The sequence below is a fragment of the Pseudomonas sp. GW823-FHT06E10 genome (genome assembly GCF_058794995.1).
In genome coordinates this window covers 123,676-143,717 of the sequence record NZ_JBXAHJ010000006.1, presented here as the reverse complement: position 1 = coordinate 143,717, position 20,042 = coordinate 123,676, and the positions used below count along the sequence as shown (strand labels likewise).

Here is a 20,042-nt window from a genome sequence, read left to right as displayed (position 1 = left end):
TCAGTGACGATTGGCCCAACGCAGCCGCAACCACTCAAGGTCCTCGGGACGCGTGACCTTGAGGTTGTCGGCTCGCCCTTCGACCAGGCGCGGCGCCGAACCGGCCCACTCCATCGCCGACGCTTCGTCGGTCACAACAGCATCAGCCACCAGGCTGTCAGCCAGTGCGCGATGCAGCGCCCCAAGGCGGAACATCTGCGGCGTGTAGGCCTGCCAGATCACACTGCGATCCACGGTTTCGACCACACGACCGTGCTTGTCGACCCGCTTGAGCGTATCCCGCGCCGGAACCGCCAGCAGCCCGCCGACAGGATCGTCAGCCAGTTCAGCCAGCAATTTGTCCAGATCGTCACGGCTGAGGTTCGGCCGTGCGGCATCGTGAACCAGTACCCAATCCTCATCATCAGCGCCCTGCGCATGCAGGTGCAGCAAGGCATTGAGCACCGACCCGGAACGCTCCGAGCCGCCCTCGACCCGGGCAATACGCGGATCACTGGCACACGCCAGGTTCGGCCAATAAGGATCGTCTACAGCAACACTGACCACCAAACCTTTCAGGCATGGATGATCAAGGAAACAGCCAAGGCTGTGTTCGAGAATAGTGCGCCCGCCCAGTTGCAGATACTGCTTGGGACGGTCCGCAGCCATACGGGCACCGACGCCCGCGGCAGGAATCACGGCCCAGAAGGCCGGTAACGAATTAATCATTGGGCCAACTGGTAAAGGGTTTCACCGTCCTTGACCATACCCAACTCATGGCGAGCCCGTTCTTCGACGGTCTCCATGCCCTTTTTCAACTCACTGACCTCGGCGTCCATCACCCGGTTGCGTTCCAGCAATGCCTGGTTCTCAGCCTGCTGATCCGCAATCTGCTGAGTCAACTCGGCCACTTGCGCCAGACTGCCATTTCCCACCCACAGGCGGTACTGCAGGCCAGCCAGCAACAAAAGCAGGATGAGGAACAACCAATTGGGACTGCGCATCGAATATCAGGTATCCAGTGAAAAAAGACAGCCATGCCAAACGTGAAGCTTCTGATAGCACGAAGCCTGGAAGAACCAGGCTTGTGCATATAAGGCATCAGATTAGTGGCAAAAACGTCGCTGTAGCGATTTTTCCGACACAATCCGGTGTCTTTTTACCAGTTACCGCTTAACCGCGGAACTCGCCGCGACCGTTGTACTTGGCTTTGCCGTTCAACTGCTCTTCGATACGCAGCAGTTGGTTGTACTTGGAAACGCGGTCGGAACGGCACAGGGAGCCGGTCTTGATCTGGCCAGCCGAGGTGCCCACGGCCAGGTCGGCAATGGTCGAGTCTTCGGTTTCGCCGGAGCGGTGCGAGATCACTGCGGTGTAACCGGCAGCCTTGGCCATCTGGATGGCTTCCAGGGTTTCGGTCAGGGTGCCGATCTGGTTGAACTTGATCAGGATCGAGTTGGCGATCTTCTTGTCGATGCCTTCTTTCAGGATCTTGGTGTTGGTAACGAACAGGTCGTCGCCTACCAGCTGAGTCTTCTCGCCGATCTTGTCGGTGAGGATCTTCCAGCCAGCCCAGTCGGACTCGTCCAGGCCATCTTCGATGGAGATGATCGGGTAACGCTCGGTCAGGCCTTTGAGGTAGTCAGCGAAACCTTCGGCGGTGAACACCTGGCCTTCGCCGGACAGGTTGTACTTGCCGTCTTCGTAGAATTCGCTGGCTGCGCAGTCCAGGGCCAGGGTCACGTCGGTGCCCAGCTTGTAACCGGCGTTGGCCACAGCTTCGGAAATCACTTTCAAAGCGTCTTCGTTGGAGGCCAGGTTCGGCGCGAAACCACCTTCGTCACCGACGGCAGTGCTCAGGCCACGGGCCTTCAGCACGGCTTTGAGGTGGTGGAAAATCTCGGTGCCCATGCGCAGACCTTCCGAGAAAGACTTGGCGCCAACCGGCTGAACCATGAATTCCTGGATGTCGACGTTGTTATCGGCGTGCTCGCCGCCGTTGATGATGTTCATCATCGGAACCGGCATCGAGTAGACACCCGGGGTGCCGTTCAGGTTGGCGATGTGAGCGTACAGCGGCAGGTCCTGGTCCTGCGCTGCTGCCTTGGCCGCGGCCAGGGAAACGGCGAGGATCGCGTTGGCGCCCAGGGAACCTTTGTTTTCAGTACCGTCGAGCTTGATCATTGCCAGATCGAGCGCTTTCTGGTCGCTTGGGTCCATGCCTTTCAACAGGTCGCGGATCGGACCGTTGATGTTGGCTACGGCCTTCAGAACGCCCTTGCCCAGGTAACGGCTCTTGTCGCCATCGCGCAGCTCGAGCGCCTCACGCGAGCCAGTGGAAGCACCGGACGGCGCGCAGGCACTGCCGATGATGCCGTTGTCGAGAAGCACGTCCGCTTCCACGGTGGGATTGCCACGGGAGTCGAGAACTTCACGACCTTTGATGTCGACGATTTTAGCCATTGTTGTAAACACTCCAAAGTTGACGAAAACGACGCAGCTGTAGGAAATCTTTGATCGTCGGCAAGTGAGGTGCAGCGGGCAGTCTTGCAGACGACAAGGCTCAGGCCCGAGGGCCTGAGCGTTAAATCGTGCGGTACTTTACCGGAGAATTGAGGATTACGCGGTTTCTACCGTCGGAAAACTCTTCACCAGTTCGTCCAAAGCTTTGAGCTGGGCCAGGAATGGCTCCAGTTTGTCCAGGCGCAAGGCGCAAGGACCGTCGCACTTGGCGTTGTCCGGATCCGGGTGGGCTTCCAGGAACAGGCCGGCCAGCGACTGGCTCATACCGGCTTTTGCCAGGTCGGTGACCTGGGCGCGACGACCGCCGGCGGAATCGGAGCGACCACCAGGCATTTGCAGCGCGTGGGTCACATCGAAGAACACCGGGTATTCGAACTGCTTCATGATGCCGAAGCCGAGCATGTCGACGACGAGGTTGTTGTAGCCGAAGCTCGAACCACGCTCGCAGAGGATCAACTGATCGTTACCCGCTTCCACGCACTTGTTCAGGATGTGCTTCATTTCCTGGGGGGCGAGGAACTGGGCTTTCTTGATGTTGATCACGGCGCCCGTTTTGGCCATCGCGACCACGAGGTCGGTCTGGCGCGACAGGAATGCCGGCAACTGGATGATGTCGCAGACTTCAGCGACGACCGCGGCCTGGTCAGGCTCGTGGACGTCGGTGATGATCGGCACGCCGAAGGCTTGCTTGATGTCCTGGAAGATGCGCATGCCTTCTTCCAGGCCAGGACCACGATAGGAGGTCACAGAAGACCGGTTGGCCTTGTCGAAACTGGCCTTGAACACGTAAGGGATACCGAGCTTCTCGGTGACCTTCACATACTCTTCGCAAACCTGCATGGCCATGTCACGGCTTTCCAGCACGTTCATGCCGCCGAACAGCACCATGGGCTTGTCGTTGGCAATCTCGATGTCGCCGACGCGGATGATCTTCTGTGCCATCGGGGTTACGCCTTCTTCTGGTGTTGAGCCAACGCGGCCTTGACGAAACCGCTGAACAGCGGGTGACCGTCGCGTGGCGTCGAGGTGAACTCAGGGTGGAACTGGCAAGCGACGAACCATGGGTGATCCGGAGCTTCAACCACTTCAACCAGTGCGCCATCACCGGAACGACCGGAGATTTTCAAACCGGCTTCCATGATTTGCGGCAGCAGGTTGTTGTTCACTTCGTAGCGATGACGATGACGTTCGACAATCACGTCCTTGCCGTAGCAACCGTGGACCAGGGAACCCGGCTCCAGCAGGCAATCCTGCGCGCCCAGGCGCATGGTGCCGCCCAGATCGGAGGTTTCGGTACGGGTTTCGACGGCGCCGGTGGCATCTTCCCACTCGGTGATCAGGCCCACGACCGGGTGACCGCTTGCACGATCGAACTCGGTGGAGTTGGCGTCTTTCCAGCCCATCACGTTACGTGCGAACTCGATAACGGCCACTTGCATGCCCAGGCAGATACCCAGGTACGGAACCTTGTTTTCGCGAGCGTATTGAACGGCAGTGATCTTGCCTTCAACGCCACGCAGACCGAAGCCGCCCGGTACCAGGATGGCATCGACGCCTTCGAGCAGCGCGGTACCCTGGTTCTCGATGTCTTCGGAATCGATGTAGCGCAGGTTGACCTTGGTACGGTTGCTGATGCCCGCGTGACTCATCGCTTCGATCAGCGACTTGTAGGCGTCCAGCAGCTCCATGTACTTGCCGACCATGGCGATGGTGACTTCGTGCTCAGGGTTGAGCTTGGCGTCGACCACGGCTTCCCACTCGGACAGATCGGCACCGCCGCATTGCAGGCCGAAACGCTCGACGACGAAATCGTCCAGGCCCTGGGAGTGCAGGATACCCGGGATCTTGTAGATGGTATCGGCGTCTTCCAGCGCGATTACCGCACGTTCTTCGACATTGGTGAACTGCGCGATCTTGCGACGCGACGACACATCGATCGGGTGGTCGGAGCGGCAGACCAGCACGTCTGGTTGCAGGCCGATGGAACGCAGTTCCTTTACCGAGTGCTGGGTAGGCTTGGTCTTGGTTTCGCCGGCAGTGGCGATGTACGGCACCAGTGTCAGGTGCATCAGCATCGCGCGCTTGGCGCCGACTTCGAAACGCAGTTGGCGGATCGCCTCCAGGAACGGTTGCGACTCGATGTCACCCACGGTGCCACCGATTTCGACCATTGCCACGTCAGCGTCGCCGGCCCCCTTGATGATGCGACGCTTGATTTCGTCGGTGATGTGCGGGATCACCTGGATGGTTGCACCCAGGTAGTCACCACGGCGCTCCTTGCGCAGGACGTGTTCGTAGACACGGCCCGTGGTGAAGTTGTTGTTCTGGGTCATGGTCGTGCGGATGAACCGCTCGTAGTGACCCAGGTCCAGGTCGGTCTCGGCGCCGTCGTGAGTGACGAACACTTCACCGTGCTGGAACGGGCTCATCGTGCCCGGGTCGACGTTGATGTACGGGTCCAGCTTCAGCATGGTGACCTTAAGTCCCCGCGCCTCCAGGATGGCCGCCAATGATGCCGATGCAATGCCTTTCCCCAATGAAGAAACAACACCGCCCGTGACGAATATGTAGCGCGTCATGAAAAACCCTAGAAGTCTGCGTTAAAGCGGTCCGAGCCGCCGGGGAAAGCGAAGGAAGGCCGAAGCCCCCGATCACCTGCATTAATCACAGTGCACCTTTCGAAAAAACCGCCGCGTTGGGACAGACCGGAAAATGAAACACCGGTTCGTTGCTCGCTACACATTTTTTGGAATCGCCCAGCAAAGACTGCTTGGTAATCGGCAACTCCTGCAATTCAGGCGAATCCACAGAAGTTGTATCAAGAAGGGAGCGTAGTCTACCGGAAAGCCCCTTTCAGCTCAAACCTTGATCTTCGTTCAGTGGCTGCCAATGCAAATGCCAGTCGCCGAGTGCACCACCATCGAGCCCCTTGAGGTTCGCTACCGCCAGCAGTTGCCCGTCTTTGTAGAGCAGCGGCAATCTGCCGCGTACGAAGGACGGTACAGCACTTTCATTGAGCAAACGTTTCAGGTCCCTATGGCCGCGGCCTGGCAATGCCATGACCTCTCCCCCTTCACGATAGCGGATATGCAGCGGGCCATCGGGGATTTGCCCGGTCAGCGAAAGCACGCCGTTGCCCGGGATAGCCAGCGGTGAAGCCGGATCCAGCCACACCCCGGCGCCGGGCAGAGGCCTCAGCCAGTGGCCGGACAGCCACCAGATCCGTCCGCCCGCCCGATGCAGTTCGCCATCGGCCAGCCGCCACACCGGGCAGGCATCGCCGGTGGCATCGCGCAAATCCTCCCAACCCGACCAATGGTCAGTGTCCGGCAAGCGGGTCAGCGGTTCGAGCCAATGACTCAAGGCGTTGCGCTGCCGGGCATCAGACAATTGCGCAAGCGGCGCCAGCTCAAGCGACCGCAAGCCCAGCCAGGCAAACTCACTGGCAGAGCTGGCCTCACGCAAATCCATGTCCGCCAGTTCTTCGAGCAGTCCCTGCGCCTCACTCAAATGCGTCGCGCTGCGGGCCATGGTCGCCACCGCTTGCGGCCAGCGTTGGATCAGCACGGGCAAGACTTGATGCCTAAGGTAATTGCGCGAGTACTGCCGATCCTGGTTCGAGGGATCTTCGACCCAGCTCAAGCCATGCGTACTGGCATAAGCCTCCAACTCAGCTCGCGTGACATCAAGCATTGGCCGCAGCAAATGCCCCTTGCCCAAAGGGCGCTGACGCGGCATCCCGGACAACCCGCGCACGCCCGCTCCGCGCAACAAGCGAAACAACAGCGTTTCCGCCTGATCGTCGCGGTGCTGGGCCGTCAGCAGCACTTCGTTGGCCTGAAGGGCTTCAGTGAAGGCGTGATACCGCGCATCCCGGGCTGCACATTCAAGGCTGGCACCCGGTTGCACCTGCACGCGAACCACTTGCAGCGGCACGCCCAGCGCAGCGCACACGGCACGACAATGTTCCGGCCACGCATCGGCTACGGCTTGAAGGCCGTGATGCACATGGATGGCGTTGAGCGCCGGCAGGGATTCGGTTTGGGAGAGTGTTGCCAGAAGGTGCAGCAGGACAGTGGAGTCGAGGCCGCCGGAGAAGGCGATGCGCCAGGTCGCAGCATTGCGCCACGAGGCAAGATTCAACAAGAGTCTGGCGGGCAGATCAATATTGGACCGACTCATATCCATCACCTTGCATAAATCAAATGTGGGAGCGAGCTTGCTCGCGATAGCGGCCTGACATTCAACAGATTCGTCGACTGTCATACCCTCATCGCGAGCAAGCCCGCTCCCACATGGGCACTGCGTGTACGGCTTAGAGACCGTAGCTCATCAGTCGATCGTAGCGGCGCTTGAGCAGCGCGTCGTTATCGAACTTCTTCAGCATCGCCAGTTGCGAGCTCAGCTCGGCGCGGATCGATGCGGCTGCGGCGGCCGGGTCGCGGTGCGCGCCGCCCAGTGGCTCTCCAATCACCTTGTCCACGATGCCCAGGCCTTTGAGGCGCTCGGCGGTGATGCCCATCGCTTCTGCGGCATCCGGTGCCTTCTCGGAGGTTTTCCACAGAATCGAAGCGCAACCTTCCGGCGAAATCACCGCATAGGTGGAGTATTGCAGCATGTTCAACTGGTCGCAGACGCCGATCGCCAGCGCACCACCGGAACCACCCTCACCGATCACGGTGGCGATGATTGGGGTTTTCAGGCGGGCCATCACTCGCAGGTTCCAGGCAATCGCTTCGCTCTGGTTGCGCTCTTCAGCGTCAATGCCAGGGTAAGCGCCCGGAGTGTCGATGAAGGTCAGGATCGGCATTTTGAAACGTTCGGCCATTTCCATCAGGCGGCAAGCCTTGCGGTAGCCTTCCGGACGCGGCATGCCGAAATTGCGGCGAACTTTCTCGCGCACTTCACGGCCTTTCTGGTGACCGATGATCATCACCGGCTTGTCGTCCAGACGGGCAATACCGCCAACGATGGCAGCGTCGTCCGAGAAGTGACGGTCACCGTGCAGTTCGTCGAACTCGGTGAAGATGTGTTCGATGTAGTCCAGGGTATACGGACGTTTCGGGTGACGCGCCAGACGTGCGATCTGCCAGCTGGTCAGCTTGCCGAAGATGTCTTCGGTCAGCGTTTTGCTCTTGTCCTGCAGGCGGGAGATCTCATCGCCGATATTCAGCGAATTGTCATTACCGACCAAGCGCAACTCTTCGATCTTGGCTTGCAGGTCGGCGATCGGCTGTTCGAAATCTAGAAAATTCGGGTTCATAGGCGTCCGTCTTGGGTCGAGTCCCAAGGGTTCTTGGGCCGGCCGGTTGTCTATTCGCGCCCTACCTTAAGGGACAGGCGCGTTGAGGTCGAGATTAAAAATTCAGGTCAAGGTCAGGGCAATCTGATAGCACTGACCGTCAACGGTATTGGAGGAAGACGTTGTCTCGCCCGAACTGGTCACGCAGGGCTTGAATCAACGCATCCGCCGGATCGATTCGCCAGCCTTCGCCGAACTGCAACAACGCCTTCGCATCGGGGCTGGTGTAGTCCAAGGTGATCGGGCACGCGCCGCGGTGACGCTTCAACAGTTCACCCAGCCAGCGTAGCTGATCGCCCTTGAGGTCCTTGGTATGCAACTTCAGGCGCAGGCTTTCGGCCAGATTGGTGCGCGCATCCTCCATGCTCATCACCCGCTTGACCCGCAACTTCAGGCCACCGGAGAAGTCGTCGTTGCTGACCTCGCCTTCGACCACCACCATCGCGTCGGTCTGCAACAGTGACTGCGCGGAATGGAACGCCTCGGAAAACAGCGAGGCCTCGATCCGTCCGGAGCGGTCGTCGAGGGTGATGAACCCCATCTTGTCGCCCTTTTTGTTCTTCATCACCCGCAAGGCGATGATCATCCCGGCAACGGTCTGGGTATCACGCGCCGGTTTCAGGTCGATGATGCGCTGGCGGGCGAAGCGACGGATTTCACCTTCGTACTCGTCGATCGGGTGACCGGTCAGGTACAGGCCGAGGGTATCTTTCTCCCCCTTCAGGCGCTCCTTGAGGGTCAGTTCCTTGGCCTTTCGGTGATTGGCGTAGACGTCGGCGTCTTCTTCGACAAACAGACCGCCAAACAGGTCGGAGTGACCGCTGTCCTGGGTGCGCGCGGTCTGTTCGGCCGCCTTGATCGCCTCTTCCATGGCCGTCAGCAGCACCGCGCGATTGCGGTCGATGTTGGCCTGGTAGGCTTTCTGCTCGTCGTGGAAATACGGCCCGAGGCGATCCAGGGCGCCGCTGCGGATCAAACCGTCGAGGGTGCGCTTGTTGATTCGCTTGAGGTCGACCCGTGCGCAGAAATCGAACAGATCCTTGAACGGACCGGCCAGACGCGCTTCGGTGATCGCCTCGACCGGGCCTTCACCCACGCCCTTGATGGCGCCCAGGCCGTAAATGATCCGGCCTTCGTCGTTCACCGTGAACTTGAATTCGGAGGTGTTCACGTCCGGCGCGTCGAGACGCAGCTTCATCGTCCGCACTTCTTCGATCAAGGTCACGACCTTGTCGGTGTTGTGCATATCCGCAGAGAGTACCGCGGCCATGAACGGCGCCGGGTAGTGCGCCTTCAGCCATGCGGTCTGGTACGACACCAGGCCATAGGCGGCGGAGTGGGATTTGTTGAAGCCGTAACCGGCGAATTTTTCCACCAGGTCGAAAATGTTACCGGCGAGGTCCGCGTCGATGTTGTTGGTGGCGCAACCTTCAATGAAGCCACCGCGCTGCTTGGCCATTTCCTCGGGTTTTTTCTTACCCATGGCTCGACGCAGCATGTCCGCACCACCGAGGGTGTAACCGGCCATGACCTGGGCAATCTGCATCACCTGTTCCTGGTACAGGATGATGCCGTAAGTCGGTGCCAGTACCGGCTTGAGGCCTTCGTACTGGTAGTCCGAGTGCGGATACGCCAGCTCGGCGCGACCGTGCTTACGGTTGATGAAGTCGTCCACCATGCCCGATTGCAACGGGCCCGGACGGAACAGTGCCACCAGTGCGATCAAGTCTTCCAGGCAGTCGGGCTTGAGCTTTTTGATCAGCTCCTTCATGCCCCGGGATTCAAGCTGGAACACCGCCGTGGTTTCGGCTTTTTGCAGCAAGGTGTAGGTCGGTTTGTCATCCAGCGGGATGAACGCGATATCCAGCGGCGGTTCGTTGACCTTGGCACGGTCGCGGTTGATCGTTTTCAGCGCCCAGTCGATGATCGTCAGGGTCCGCAGGCCGAGGAAGTCGAACTTCACCAGGCCGGCCGCCTCGACGTCATCCTTGTCGAACTGGGTTACCAGGCCATCACCGGCTTCGTCGCAATAGATCGGCGAGAAGTCGGTCAGCTTGGTCGGGGCGATTACCACACCACCGGCGTGCTTGCCGACGTTACGCACAACGCCTTCGAGCTTGCGGGCCATCTCCCAGATTTCTGCGGCCTCTTCATCGACCTTGATGAAATCGCGCAGGATCTCTTCCTGCTCATAGGCCTTTTCCAGGGTCATACCGACTTCGAACGGAATCATCTTCGACAGACGATCCGCCAGGCCATAGGACTTGCCCTGCACCCGCGCCACGTCGCGGACCACGGCCTTTGCCGCCATGGAACCGAAGGTGATGATCTGGCTCACGGCGTTGCGGCCGTACTTCTCGGCTACGTAGTCGATTACCCGGTCGCGACCGTCCATGCAGAAGTCGACGTCGAAGTCGGGCATGGATACCCGTTCCGGGTTGAGGAATCGTTCGAACAGCAGGTCATATTCCAGCGGGTCGAGGTCGGTGATCTTCTGCACATAGGCCACCAGCGACCCGGCACCCGATCCACGGCCAGGACCCACCGGTACGCCGTTGTTCTTGGCCCACTGGATAAAGTCCATCACGATCAGGAAGTAACCGGGGAACCCCATCTGGATGATGATATCCAGCTCGAAATTCAGCCGGTCGACATAGACCTGGCGCTTGGCCTCGTAGTCTTCGGTGGTGTCCTTGGGCAGCAGAACGGCAAGGCGCTCTTCCAGGCCGTCGAAGGACACCTTGCGGAAGTATTCGTCGATGGTCATGCCATCAGGGATCGGGAAGTTGGGCAGGAAGTGCGTGCCCAGCTTCACTTCAATGTTGCAGCGCTTGGCGATCTCGACGGTGTTTTCCAGCGCTTCGGGAATGTCGCTGAACAGCTCGGCCATTTCCTCGGCGCTTTTGAGATACTGCTGATCGCTGTAATTCTTCGAGCGCCGCGGATCGTCGAGGGCGCGGCCTTCACCGATGCAGACGCGGGTTTCATGGGCAGCGAAGTCTTCCTGCTTGATGAAGCGCACGTCGTTGGTCGCCACCAGCGGCGCACCGAGCTTCTCGGCCAGGGCCACGGCGCCGTGCAGTTGTTCTTCATCATTGGGGCGGTTGGTGCGCTGGATTTCCAGATAGAAACGATCCGGAAACACGTCCATCCATTCGCGGGCCAGGGTTTCGGCCTCGGCGGGGTTGCCGCTGAGCATGGCCTGGCCGATCTCGCCTTCTTTGGCCGCCGACAGCATGATCAAGCCCGAGTTGGCTTCAGCAACCCATTCGCGCTCGATGATGATCGCGCCGTTGCGCTGACCATCGATAAAGCCGCGGGAAATCAGCTCGGTGAGGTTGCGATAGCCTTCGGCGTTCATCACCAGCAGGCTGATCCGGCTCAGGGGGTTGTCCGGATCCTTGTTCGACAGCCACAGGTCGGCGCCGCAGATCGGCTTGATCCCGGCACCCATGGCGTTTTTATAGAATTTGACCAGGGAACACATGTTGTTCTGGTCGGTGACCGCCACGGCAGGCATGTTCATGCCCACCAGGGTCTTGACCAGCGGCTTGATCCGCACCAGACCGTCGACCAGGGAGTATTCAGTGTGCAGGCGTAGGTGAACGAATGAAGCCGGCATAGTGATCCTGCGTTAAGTCATGAAAACAACAAGGCCCGGATTGTACCGGGCCTTGAGTAAAACATCAGCCTCGCGACTAACTCTCGATGAGACCTTCCCGTGCCTCATACGCCAGCCGCACCGGGGCAAACGAACGCCGGTGAATCGGGGTCGGCCCAAGCCGTGCCAGCGCTTCCAGATGAACGGGGGTCGGGTAGCCTTTGTGCCCGCCGATGCCGTAACCCGGGTAGATCAATTCGAACGCGGCCATTTCACGATCACGGCTGACCTTGGCCAGAATCGATGCGGCGGCGATGGCTGGAACCTTGCTATCGCCCTTGACCACGGCTTCGGAGCGCATCGGCAGTTTCGGGCAACGATTGCCGTCGATCATCGCCAGCTTCGGCTGAACGTGCAGCCCGGCGACCGCGCGCTGCATGGCCAACATGGTGGCGTGCAGGATATTCAGTTCGTCGATTTCTTCGACTTCGGCGCGAGCGATGCACCAGCTCAGGGCTTTTTCGCAGATTTCGTCGTAGAGCTTTTCGCGACGGGCTTCGGTGAGTTTCTTCGAGTCATTCAGGCCGAGGATCGGGCGGTTCGGATCGAGGATCACCGCCGCTGTCACCACCGCACCACAGAGCGGACCGCGACCCACCTCATCGACACCGGCAACCAACTCTTCGATTTCAGCGACCAAGGTGAAATCCAGCCCCATCTGCATATTCGTTTTACTCATTTTACTTGGCCGATCAGGTTCAGCACTGCGTCCGCAGCCTGGTTGGAGGCATCCAGACGCAGGGTCCGGTGAATCTCGTCAAAACCGCGGGTCTGCTCTTCCCCATCCTCGATCAGTGGCGACAAGGTCTGGGCCAGCGCTTCGACCGTGGCATCGTCCTGCAACAACTCGGGCACCAACAGACGTTGGGCCAACAGGTTCGGCAACGAAATGTAGGGGCTTTTCACCATTCGCTTGAGAATCCAGAACGTCAGCGGCGCCAGGCGATAGGCGACCACCATCGGTCGCTTGTACAGCAACGCTTCAAGCGTCGCGGTACCGGAGGCAATCAACACCGCATCGCACGCTGCCAGGGCCAGATGAGATTGACCGTCGAGCAGGGTCAGCGGCAGATCGCGACCGGCCAACAGTTCTTCGAGCTGTGCGCGACGTTGCGCACTGGCGCACGGCATGACAAACCGCACCCCCGGGCGCAACGCCCGCAGGCGCTGCGCCGTATCGAGAAACAATGAACCGAGCCGGCCAACTTCACCGCCACGGCTGCCTGGCATCAACGCCACCAGCGGCCCGTCAGGCAAACCGAGTTCGGCCCGCGCAGCAGCGCGATCGGCCTGCAGTGGAATGGCATCGGCCAGGGTATGGCCGACGAAACGCACCGGCACGCCTTTCTCTTCGTAGAATCTGGCTTCGAACGGGAACAGCGTGAGCATCAGGTCGCAGCCTTCGCGAATCTTCAGCACACGTTTCTGCCGCCAGGCCCAAACCGACGGGCTGACGTAATGCACCGTCTTGATCCCGGCCTGGCGCAGCTTGAGTTCGATATTGAGGTTGAAGTCCGGCGCGTCGATACCGATGAATACATCGGGTTTCGCGTCGATCAGGTCGGCGACCAGCTTCTTGCGCCGAGCCAGCAACTCGCGCAATCGGCCCAGCACTTCCACCAGGCCCATGACGGACAGACGCTCCATCGGAAAATACGAGGTCAGGCCTTCAGCCTGCATCAACGGACCACCGACACCGATGAACTCGACCGCCGGGTGGCGAGCCTTGAGCGCGCGCATGAGACCCGCACCCAGAATGTCACCGGAAGCCTCACCCGCTACCAGCGCAATACGCAGATTGGCCATGGTTAGCGGGTGATGCCGCGGGTCGAAGACTGGATGGAGTCACGGAACACCGCTACTTCCGGGAACTGCGCAGAAGGCTCCGCCAGTTCGGCGAGCGCCTGCTCCACGGTCAGGCCCTGGCGGTACACCACCTTGTAGGCACGACGCAGCGCGTGGATCGCATCTTCGCTGAAGCCCCGACGGCGCATGCCCTCGAAGTTCATGCTCCGGGCTTCGGCAGGGTTGCCGAACACCGTGACATACGCAGGAACATCCTTGCCGATCGCTGTACCCATACCTGAAAAGCTGTGGGCGCCAATGTGGCAATACTGGTGAACCAGGGTAAAACCGGAAAGGATCGCCCAGTCTTCCACATGCACATGGCCCGCCAGTGCGGTGTTGTTCACCAGGATGCAATGGTTGCCGATAACGCTGTCGTGGCCTATGTGGGCATAGGCCATGATCAGATTGTGGTCGCCCAGGGTCGTTTCCGAGCGGTCCTGGATGGTGCCACGGTGAATCGTCACGCCTTCACGGATGACGTTATGGTCACCGATCACCAGGCGGGTTTCCTCGCCCTTGTACTTCAGGTCGGGTGTGTCTTCGCCCACCGAGGAAAACTGGTAGATGCGATTGTGCTTACCGATTCGGGTCGGGCCCTTGAGAATCACGTGTGGCCCGATGACTGTCCCCTCGCCGATTTCCACACCTGCGCCGACGATCGACCACGGGCCGACCTCGACGCCGTCAGCCAGAACGGCTGTCGGATCGATGATTGCACGAGGGTCAATCAAACTCATAGCTTGCGTTCCGCACAGATGATTTCAGCCGAGCAGACAGGCTTGCCATCGACCGAAGCCTGGCACTCGAACTTCCAGATCTGACGCTTGCAGCTGATGAACTTGGCCTCAAGGATCAGCTGATCGCCCGGCAAAACCGGCTGGCGGAAGCGCAGCTTGTCGGACCCGACGAAGTAATAGAGCGTGCCGTCAGCCGGTTTCACGTCGAGCATTTTGAAACCAAGGATCCCGGCAGCCTGAGCCATTGCCTCGATGATCAATACGCCCGGCATGATTGGATGCGCAGGGAAGTGACCATTGAAGAACGGTTCGTTGATGCTGACATTCTTGTAGGCGCGAATGCGCTTGCCTTCAACATCCAGCTCCACTACCCGGTCCACCAGCAGGAACGGGTAACGGTGAGGCAGGTATTCGCGAATCTCGTTGATGTCCATCATTTCGGGGGGAAGCCTATGTAAAGATTGGGAGCGCGCGACTGACACACGCCCCTCTAGCAAATCAAGCAGGCCGTCTAACGGCTGTGCACACTTGATATGGAAATGGTATCAGCCATCTGATGAAGCATTACCGTCAGGGGTCACTTCCCCTACACGCTTTTCCAGCTGTCGCAGGCGCCGCGCGATGTCATCGAGCTGACGGATGCGAGCCGCGCTTTTGCGCCATTCGGCTGCTGGCTGCATTGCCGTACCGGAAGAATAGGAACCCTTTTCGGTAATCGAGTGGGTCACCATGGTCATCCCGGTGATGAAAACGTTGTCGCAAATTTCGATATGCCCCACCAGCCCTACACCGCCAGCGAGCATGCAATGCTTGCCGATTTTGGTGCTGCCGGAGATCCCGACGCAGGCGGCCATGGCGGTGTGATCACCGACCTGAACGTTGTGGGCGATCTGGATCTGGTTGTCGAGCTTCACACCATTACCGAGAACGGTATCGGCCAATGCGCCGCGGTCGATAGCGGTATTCACGCCAATCTCCACATCGTCACCGACCAACACACCACCGATCTGGGCAATTTTCTGCCAGACACCTTTCTCATTGGCAAAACCGAAACCTTCGCCGCCGAGCACGGCACCTGACTGAATGACCACACGCTTGCCGATGCGCACGTCGTGATACAGCGTGACCCGCGGGGCCAGCCAGCCGCCTTCGCCAATTTCGCAACGGGCACCGATGAAGCAATGCGCACCGATGGTCACACCCGCAGCAATACGTGCCGCGCTTTCGATCACCGCAAAGGCACCAATACTCGCAGCCGGGTCAACCACCGCGTCCTCGGCCACAACGGCTGTCGGGTGAATGCCGGCAGCCGCTTTCGGCTTTGGATCGAACAGGTGGGAAACACGCGCGTAGGCCAGATACGGATCAGGCACCATCAGCGCATTACCGGCAAAACCTTCAGCATCAGCAGCCTTCAGTAACAGAGCTGCGGCCTGACTATCTGCCAGGTACTTACGGTATTGAGGGTTTGCGAGAAAGCTCAACTGAGCTGGGCCAGCCTCTTGCAAAGTGGCTAGCCCAGTAATTTCTTTCTCCGGGTCGCCACGTAGCGTGGCGCCGAGGAACTCGGCCAATTGGCCGAGCTTTATAGTCGCTGTCATAGTTACTTCAGCTGATTCATGCGCTCGATAACCTGGCGAGTGATGTCGTACTGAGGCTTGACATCAATCACTGCGCCACGCTCGAAGACCAGGTCAAAAGCACCTTTCTTGATGACTTCTTCCACAGCGCTGTCCAGTTTCGGCTTGAGCTGCTTCAGCATTTCACGGTCGGCAACGGCTTTGGCTTCGTTCAGTTCCTTGGACTGGAACTGGAAGTCACGGGCCTTTTGCTTGAATTCAAGCTCCAAACGCTCGCGCTCGCCCTGCTGCATTTTGTCGCCACCGGCCATCAGACGGTCCTGAATGCCCTTGGCGCTGCTTTCCAGCGTCTTGAGCTTGGTCAGCTGAGGACCGAACTTCTTCTCGGCATCCACGGCGTATTTCTTGGCCGCATCGGACTCCAGCAGAGCCATCTGATAGTTCAGAACAGCAATTTTCATGTCGGCGAACGCCGGACCAGCGACCAGTACGCTGGCCAGGAGAACCAATTGAGTCAACTTACGCACGATGCACCCCTACAAAATTCATTGTCGTTATCTTGGGTCAGACGCTTAGAACGTCTGGCCGAGAGAGAATTGGAACACTTGAGTTTCAGCGTCATCCGGTTTCTTGACTGGCATGGCCAAGGCGAAACTCAGAGGACCCAGTGCGGTGACCCAGGTCACACCCACACCGACGGAACTGGCCATGTTGCTCAGACTGATATCGTTGCACTTGGTGTTGGACTTCGAGCCATCCGCGTTTGTGGTATCCGAGCAAGATGAATCGAACACGTTACCCACATCCCAGAATACCGAGGTCCGCAGGGAGCGTTGATCCTTGATGAACGGCAGCGGGAACAGAACCTCCACACCACCCTGGATCAGGACGTTACCACCGAACGGCAGCGGATCCTGGTCCGGGTCGACCGCTGTACCAGGGTTCTTGCCGGTACTTGGTGTACTGCGAGGCCCCAGGGTGCTGTCCTTGAAGCCACGAACCGAGTTGAAACCACCAGCATAGTAGTTTTCATAGAATGGCAAGCCATCCGTCGACCCGTAGCCATCGCCATAACCCAGCTCGGTGTGCAGGCGCATGGTGTAGTTCTCGCTCAATGGCTGGAACAACTGGCCACGGTAGTCGAGCTTGAAGAACGACAGGTCGCTGCCTGGAATCGTGGATTCCAGCACCAGGCTCTGGGAATGACCACGGGTAGCGAGCACACCCTTGTTCAGGGTGGACTCGGACCAACCGGCCGAAGCCTTGAAGTTCAGGTACTTGTCGCCTTCCTTGTTAACGAAGTCGAAGATCTCGTCAACGGTGTACACACCTGTCTTGATCTCGTCCTGCTGAGCCGTCAGGCCAAAGGTCAGACGCGAAGTCTCGCTGATCGGGTAGCCAACGCTCACGCCTGCACCCAGGCTGTCTACGGCGTAGCTGGCGATGTCAGTATCGAGCTCGTCATAGTCAGTCGTGCGGTAGAACGCGTTGTAACCCAGGCTCACGCCATCGGCGGTCCAGTAGGGGTCGACAAAGCCGAAGTTATAGCGGGTCTGGTATTCGCTTTTGGTCAAGCCGACGCTGACCTTGTTACCGGTACCCAGGAAGTTGTTCTGGGTGATCGAACCACCGAGGATCAGACCGGCGCTCTGGGCGAAACCGACGCTGGCGGTAATCGAACCGGAGGCTTGTTCTTCAACGCTGTAGTTGACGTCCACCTGGTCATCGACACCCGGCACGGCCGGAGTCTCAACGTTGACTTCCTTGAAGAAGCCCAGACGTTCAAGACGGGTCTTGGATTGGTCGATCAGGTAAGTGGAAGCCCAGCCGCCTTCCATCTGACGCATTTCACGACGCAGCACTTCGTCTTCGGACTTGGTGTTGCCACGGAAGTTGATGCGGTTCACGTAGGCACGCTTGCCCGGATCGACCGCGAACAGGATGTCTACGGTGTGATCTTCGTCGTGCGGTTGAGGCACACCGTTGACGTTGGCGAAGGTGTAACCCTCGTTACCCAGGCGACGGGTGATCAGTTCGGAGGTGGTGGTCATCAGCTTGCGCGAGAACACCTGGCCTTTTTGCACCAGCAACAGGGACTTGATCTGGTCTTCAGGGACTTTCAGGTCACCGCTGAGCTTGACGTCACGAACGGTGTACTTCTCGCCTTCGTTGACGTTGACGGTGATGTAGACGTGTTTCTTGTCTGGCGTAATGGAGACCTGAGTCGAAGCGATATCCATGTTGATGTAGCCACGGTCCAGATAGTAGGAACGCAGGCGCTCCAGGTCACCGGACAGCTTTTCACGGGCGTACTTGTCGTCGTTCTTGAAGAACGACAACCAGTTGGTGGTCTTGAGTTCGAACAGGTCGATCAGGTCTTCGTCAGGGAAGACCGTGTTGCCCACCACGTTGATGTGCTGGATAGCCGCAACGGTGCCTTCGTTGATGTTGACCTTCAGGCCGACGCGGTTACGCGGCTGCGGCACCACTTCGGTGTCGACGGTAGCCGAGTAGCGACCCTGGGCGACGTACTGACGTTGCAGCTCGTTACGCACACCTTCGAGGGTGGCACGCTGGAAGATCTCGCCTTCGGCCAGACCGGATTGCTTGAGGCCTTTCATCAGGTCTTCGGTAGAGATCGCCTTGTTGCCTTCGATCTCGATACTGGCGACCGACGGGCGCTCGACTACCGTGATGACCAGGACGTTGCCATCGCGGCCCAGCTGGATATCTTGAAAGAAACCGGTTTTGAACAACGCACGAGTGGATTCCACCAGGCGACGATCATCCGCCTGTTCACCGACGTTCAACGGCAAAGCACCAAAGACGCTACCCGCGGAGACCCGCTGGAGGCCATTGACGCGAATATCAGAGATAGTGAAGGACTCGGCGTGAACTTCGGCGATCATCAATACGGTGAGAACCGCAGTTAGCAGCAGACGTTTCATGAAGTCCTTTCTTATTCCAACTGGCAATAAACAAACTGCCGCAAAATGCGGCAGATTCGCAATTCAGCGAAGCGTTACAGTCGACCCAGATCATTAACCAGAGCAAGCAACATCACCCCGATCACCAAACTGATACCGATCTGTATCCCCCAACCTTGCACCCGATCTGACAAGGGACGACCACGCACCCACTCGATCAGATAAAACAACAAATGCCCCCCATCCAGTACCGGAATGGGCAACAAATTCAGAACGCCCAAGCTAATACTCAGATAAGCAAGGAAATTCAGGAAATCAGCAACACCCGACTGGGCCGAAGCGCCCGCCACTTTAGCAATGGTTATCGGTCCACTCAAGTTTTTTACCGAGAGCTCGCCGAACAACATTTTCTTCAGTGAATCGAGGGTCAGCACGCTCATGGTCCAGGTGCGTCGAGCCCCCTCGCCAATTGCTGCCAATGGCCCGTAGCTGACCTCGCGGATCATCTCCGGCGGCCAGTCGATCGCTTTCACCCCTGCCCCCAAATAACCGCTTGGCGACTTGCTCTCGCCGCGAGCGGCAAGCGTCACCGGGACGTCGATCTGAGCACCGTCGCGCTCAACCCGCAGCATGATTTTGGTATCAGGATGCATACGGACGGTATCGACAACCTGCTGCCAGTCATCGAGCGTACGACCATCGAGCGCGAGCAACCGGTCACCGGTCTTCAGGCCGGCAGCCTTGGCCGGCCCCTTTGGATCGAGCTCGGCCAGGACAGGCGGCAATGCCGGACGCCATGGACGAATCCCCAAAGAATGGATAGGGTCGGGCTCGTCAGCCCCTTTGAGCCACTTGTCCAGCACAAGTTCACGAGGAGAGTCGGCCGTGGAACCCTGTTCGCGCACCACTATCTGCAACGAACCGCTTTCGCCCAGGCGACGCACCAGTTGCAGGTTCACCGCCGCCCAGCCGGAAGTCGCCTCACCATCAATGGCCACGATTTCCTGGCCGGGGCTCAAACCTGCCTTGGCCGCAATACTCCCGGACTCGACAGCGCCGATGACCGGACGCACCTGCTCGCTGCCGAGCATTGCCAACACCCAGAAGAACGCCAATGCCAGCAGGAAGTTGGCAACCGGCCCCGCCGCTACGATGGCAATGCGCTGACGAACGGATTTACGATTGAAGGATTGATCAAGCTGATCGAGCGGTACTTCACCTTCGCGCTCGTCGAGCATTTTGACGTAGCCGCCCAACGGGATGGCGGCGACGACAAATTCGGTGCCCTGCTTGTCGTGCCAACGCAGCAAAGGCATGCCGAAGCCTACGGAGAAACGCAGCACTTTGACCCCACAGCGACGCGCGACCCAAAAATGGCCGAACTCGTGGAAGGTAACCAGCACACCCAGAGCGACCAGGGTGCCGACAATCATATAGAGCGCGCTCATCTACTTTCTCCGCATTCCTATCCGCTGCTGCCTGGGC

The 20,042-nt window shown here is 59.1% G+C and carries 16 protein-coding genes; all 16 read right to left on the bottom strand.

Annotated elements, in window-relative coordinates; translation table 11 throughout:
• The 16 genes from ispD to rseP all read right to left on the bottom strand — a co-directional run bounded on the left by ispD (position 1) and on the right by rseP (position 20,005).
• Entirely contained in the window at positions 1-708 is a 708-nt protein-coding gene (gene ispD / locus AC1Q6Y_RS12090; RefSeq protein ID WP_492624621.1) for a 2-C-methyl-D-erythritol 4-phosphate cytidylyltransferase, read from the bottom strand.
• Positions 705-983, bottom strand: a complete 279-nt coding sequence (gene ftsB, locus AC1Q6Y_RS12085) for a cell division protein FtsB (protein ID WP_007970710.1) — start codon at positions 981-983, stop codon at positions 705-707. The genes ispD and ftsB overlap by 4 nt, the downstream gene beginning before the upstream one ends.
• 169 nt (positions 984-1,152) lie before the next feature.
• A complete protein-coding gene (eno, locus tag AC1Q6Y_RS12080; protein WP_008019783.1) occupies positions 1,153-2,442 on the bottom strand; it encodes a phosphopyruvate hydratase in 1,290 nt (429 codons plus the stop codon).
• Between the two features lie 156 nt (positions 2,443-2,598).
• Positions 2,599-3,444, bottom strand: coding sequence for a 3-deoxy-8-phosphooctulonate synthase (kdsA, locus tag AC1Q6Y_RS12075; RefSeq protein ID WP_015093773.1), 846 nt, complete (start codon positions 3,442-3,444; stop codon positions 2,599-2,601).
• 5 nt (positions 3,445-3,449) lie between these two features.
• A complete protein-coding gene (gene pyrG / locus AC1Q6Y_RS12070; RefSeq protein ID WP_057716161.1) occupies positions 3,450-5,081 on the bottom strand; it encodes a CTP synthase in 1,632 nt (543 codons plus the stop codon).
• A gap of 274 nt (positions 5,082-5,355) precedes the next feature.
• Positions 5,356-6,684 (bottom strand): tRNA lysidine(34) synthetase TilS, encoded by a 1,329-nt coding sequence (gene tilS / locus AC1Q6Y_RS12065; RefSeq protein WP_492624620.1) that lies wholly within the window; start codon positions 6,682-6,684, stop codon positions 5,356-5,358.
• A 133-nt stretch (positions 6,685-6,817) separates the two neighbouring features.
• A complete protein-coding gene (locus AC1Q6Y_RS12060) occupies positions 6,818-7,765 on the bottom strand; it encodes an acetyl-CoA carboxylase carboxyltransferase subunit alpha (RefSeq protein ID WP_057716163.1) in 948 nt (315 codons plus the stop codon).
• A gap of 139 nt (positions 7,766-7,904) precedes the next feature.
• Positions 7,905-11,426, bottom strand: coding sequence for a DNA polymerase III subunit alpha (gene dnaE / locus AC1Q6Y_RS12055; RefSeq protein WP_057716164.1), 3,522 nt, complete (start codon positions 11,424-11,426; stop codon positions 7,905-7,907).
• Positions 11,427-11,502: 76 nt separating this feature from the next.
• The gene (gene rnhB, locus AC1Q6Y_RS12050) at positions 11,503-12,129 is read right to left on the bottom strand and encodes a ribonuclease HII (RefSeq protein WP_340316675.1); all 627 of its coding nucleotides are present in this window, start codon (positions 12,127-12,129) and stop codon (positions 11,503-11,505) included.
• An 11-nt stretch (positions 12,130-12,140) separates the two neighbouring features.
• Complete coding sequence (gene lpxB / locus AC1Q6Y_RS12045) at positions 12,141-13,271, bottom strand: lipid-A-disaccharide synthase (RefSeq protein WP_090453390.1); 1,131 nt, start codon at positions 13,269-13,271, stop codon at positions 12,141-12,143.
• A gap of 2 nt (positions 13,272-13,273) precedes the next feature.
• Positions 13,274-14,050 carry an acyl-ACP--UDP-N-acetylglucosamine O-acyltransferase gene (lpxA, locus tag AC1Q6Y_RS12040; protein ID WP_057716167.1) on the bottom strand — a complete coding sequence of 259 codons (777 nt, stop codon included), beginning with the start codon at positions 14,048-14,050 and terminating at the stop codon, positions 13,274-13,276.
• Positions 14,047-14,487 carry a 3-hydroxyacyl-ACP dehydratase FabZ gene (gene fabZ, locus AC1Q6Y_RS12035; RefSeq protein ID WP_007978374.1) on the bottom strand — a complete coding sequence of 147 codons (441 nt, stop codon included), beginning with the start codon at positions 14,485-14,487 and terminating at the stop codon, positions 14,047-14,049. The genes lpxA and fabZ overlap by 4 nt, the downstream gene beginning before the upstream one ends.
• Positions 14,488-14,595: 108 nt before the next feature.
• Positions 14,596-15,651, bottom strand: coding sequence for a UDP-3-O-(3-hydroxymyristoyl)glucosamine N-acyltransferase (lpxD, locus tag AC1Q6Y_RS12030; protein WP_090453388.1), 1,056 nt, complete (start codon positions 15,649-15,651; stop codon positions 14,596-14,598).
• Between the two features lie 2 nt (positions 15,652-15,653).
• Positions 15,654-16,157: an OmpH/Skp family outer membrane protein gene (locus tag AC1Q6Y_RS12025; RefSeq protein ID WP_007990260.1), complete on the bottom strand. Its 504-nt coding sequence runs from the start codon at positions 16,155-16,157 to the stop codon at positions 15,654-15,656.
• A 45-nt stretch (positions 16,158-16,202) separates the two neighbouring features.
• Positions 16,203-18,578 carry an outer membrane protein assembly factor BamA gene (bamA, locus tag AC1Q6Y_RS12020; RefSeq protein ID WP_057716169.1) on the bottom strand — a complete coding sequence of 792 codons (2,376 nt, stop codon included), beginning with the start codon at positions 18,576-18,578 and terminating at the stop codon, positions 16,203-16,205.
• A 74-nt stretch (positions 18,579-18,652) separates the two neighbouring features.
• Positions 18,653-20,005: a sigma E protease regulator RseP gene (gene rseP, locus AC1Q6Y_RS12015; RefSeq protein WP_492624619.1), complete on the bottom strand. Its 1,353-nt coding sequence runs from the start codon at positions 20,003-20,005 to the stop codon at positions 18,653-18,655.
• Between the last annotated feature and the right edge of the window lie 37 nt (positions 20,006-20,042).

Excerpts from the sequence above, each read along its gene's own strand:
- ispD (WP_492624621.1), bottom strand. The coding sequence starts at position 708 with ATGATTAATTCGTTACCGGCCTTCTGGGCCGTGATTCCTGCCGCGGGC.
- ftsB (WP_007970710.1), bottom strand. The coding sequence starts at position 983 with ATGCGCAGTCCCAATTGGTTGTTCCTCATCCTGCTTTTGTTGCTGGCT.
- eno (WP_008019783.1), bottom strand. The coding sequence starts at position 2,442 with ATGGCTAAAATCGTCGACATCAAAGGTCGTGAAGTTCTCGACTCCCGT.
- kdsA (WP_015093773.1), bottom strand. The coding sequence starts at position 3,444 with ATGGCACAGAAGATCATCCGCGTCGGCGACATCGAGATTGCCAACGAC.
- pyrG (WP_057716161.1), bottom strand. The coding sequence starts at position 5,081 with ATGACGCGCTACATATTCGTCACGGGCGGTGTTGTTTCTTCATTGGGG.
- tilS (WP_492624620.1), bottom strand. The coding sequence starts at position 6,684 with ATGAGTCGGTCCAATATTGATCTGCCCGCCAGACTCTTGTTGAATCTT.
- AC1Q6Y_RS12060 (WP_057716163.1), bottom strand. The coding sequence starts at position 7,765 with ATGAACCCGAATTTTCTAGATTTCGAACAGCCGATCGCCGACCTGCAA.
- dnaE (WP_057716164.1), bottom strand. The coding sequence starts at position 11,426 with ATGCCGGCTTCATTCGTTCACCTACGCCTGCACACTGAATACTCCCTG.
- rnhB (WP_340316675.1), bottom strand. The coding sequence starts at position 12,129 with ATGCAGATGGGGCTGGATTTCACCTTGGTCGCTGAAATCGAAGAGTTG.
- lpxB (WP_090453390.1), bottom strand. The coding sequence starts at position 13,271 with ATGGCCAATCTGCGTATTGCGCTGGTAGCGGGTGAGGCTTCCGGTGAC.
- lpxA (WP_057716167.1), bottom strand. The coding sequence starts at position 14,050 with ATGAGTTTGATTGACCCTCGTGCAATCATCGATCCGACAGCCGTTCTG.
- fabZ (WP_007978374.1), bottom strand. The coding sequence starts at position 14,487 with ATGATGGACATCAACGAGATTCGCGAATACCTGCCTCACCGTTACCCG.
- lpxD (WP_090453388.1), bottom strand. The coding sequence starts at position 15,651 with ATGACAGCGACTATAAAGCTCGGCCAATTGGCCGAGTTCCTCGGCGCC.
- bamA (WP_057716169.1), bottom strand. The coding sequence starts at position 18,578 with ATGAAACGTCTGCTGCTAACTGCGGTTCTCACCGTATTGATGATCGCC.
- rseP (WP_492624619.1), bottom strand. The coding sequence starts at position 20,005 with ATGAGCGCGCTCTATATGATTGTCGGCACCCTGGTCGCTCTGGGTGTG.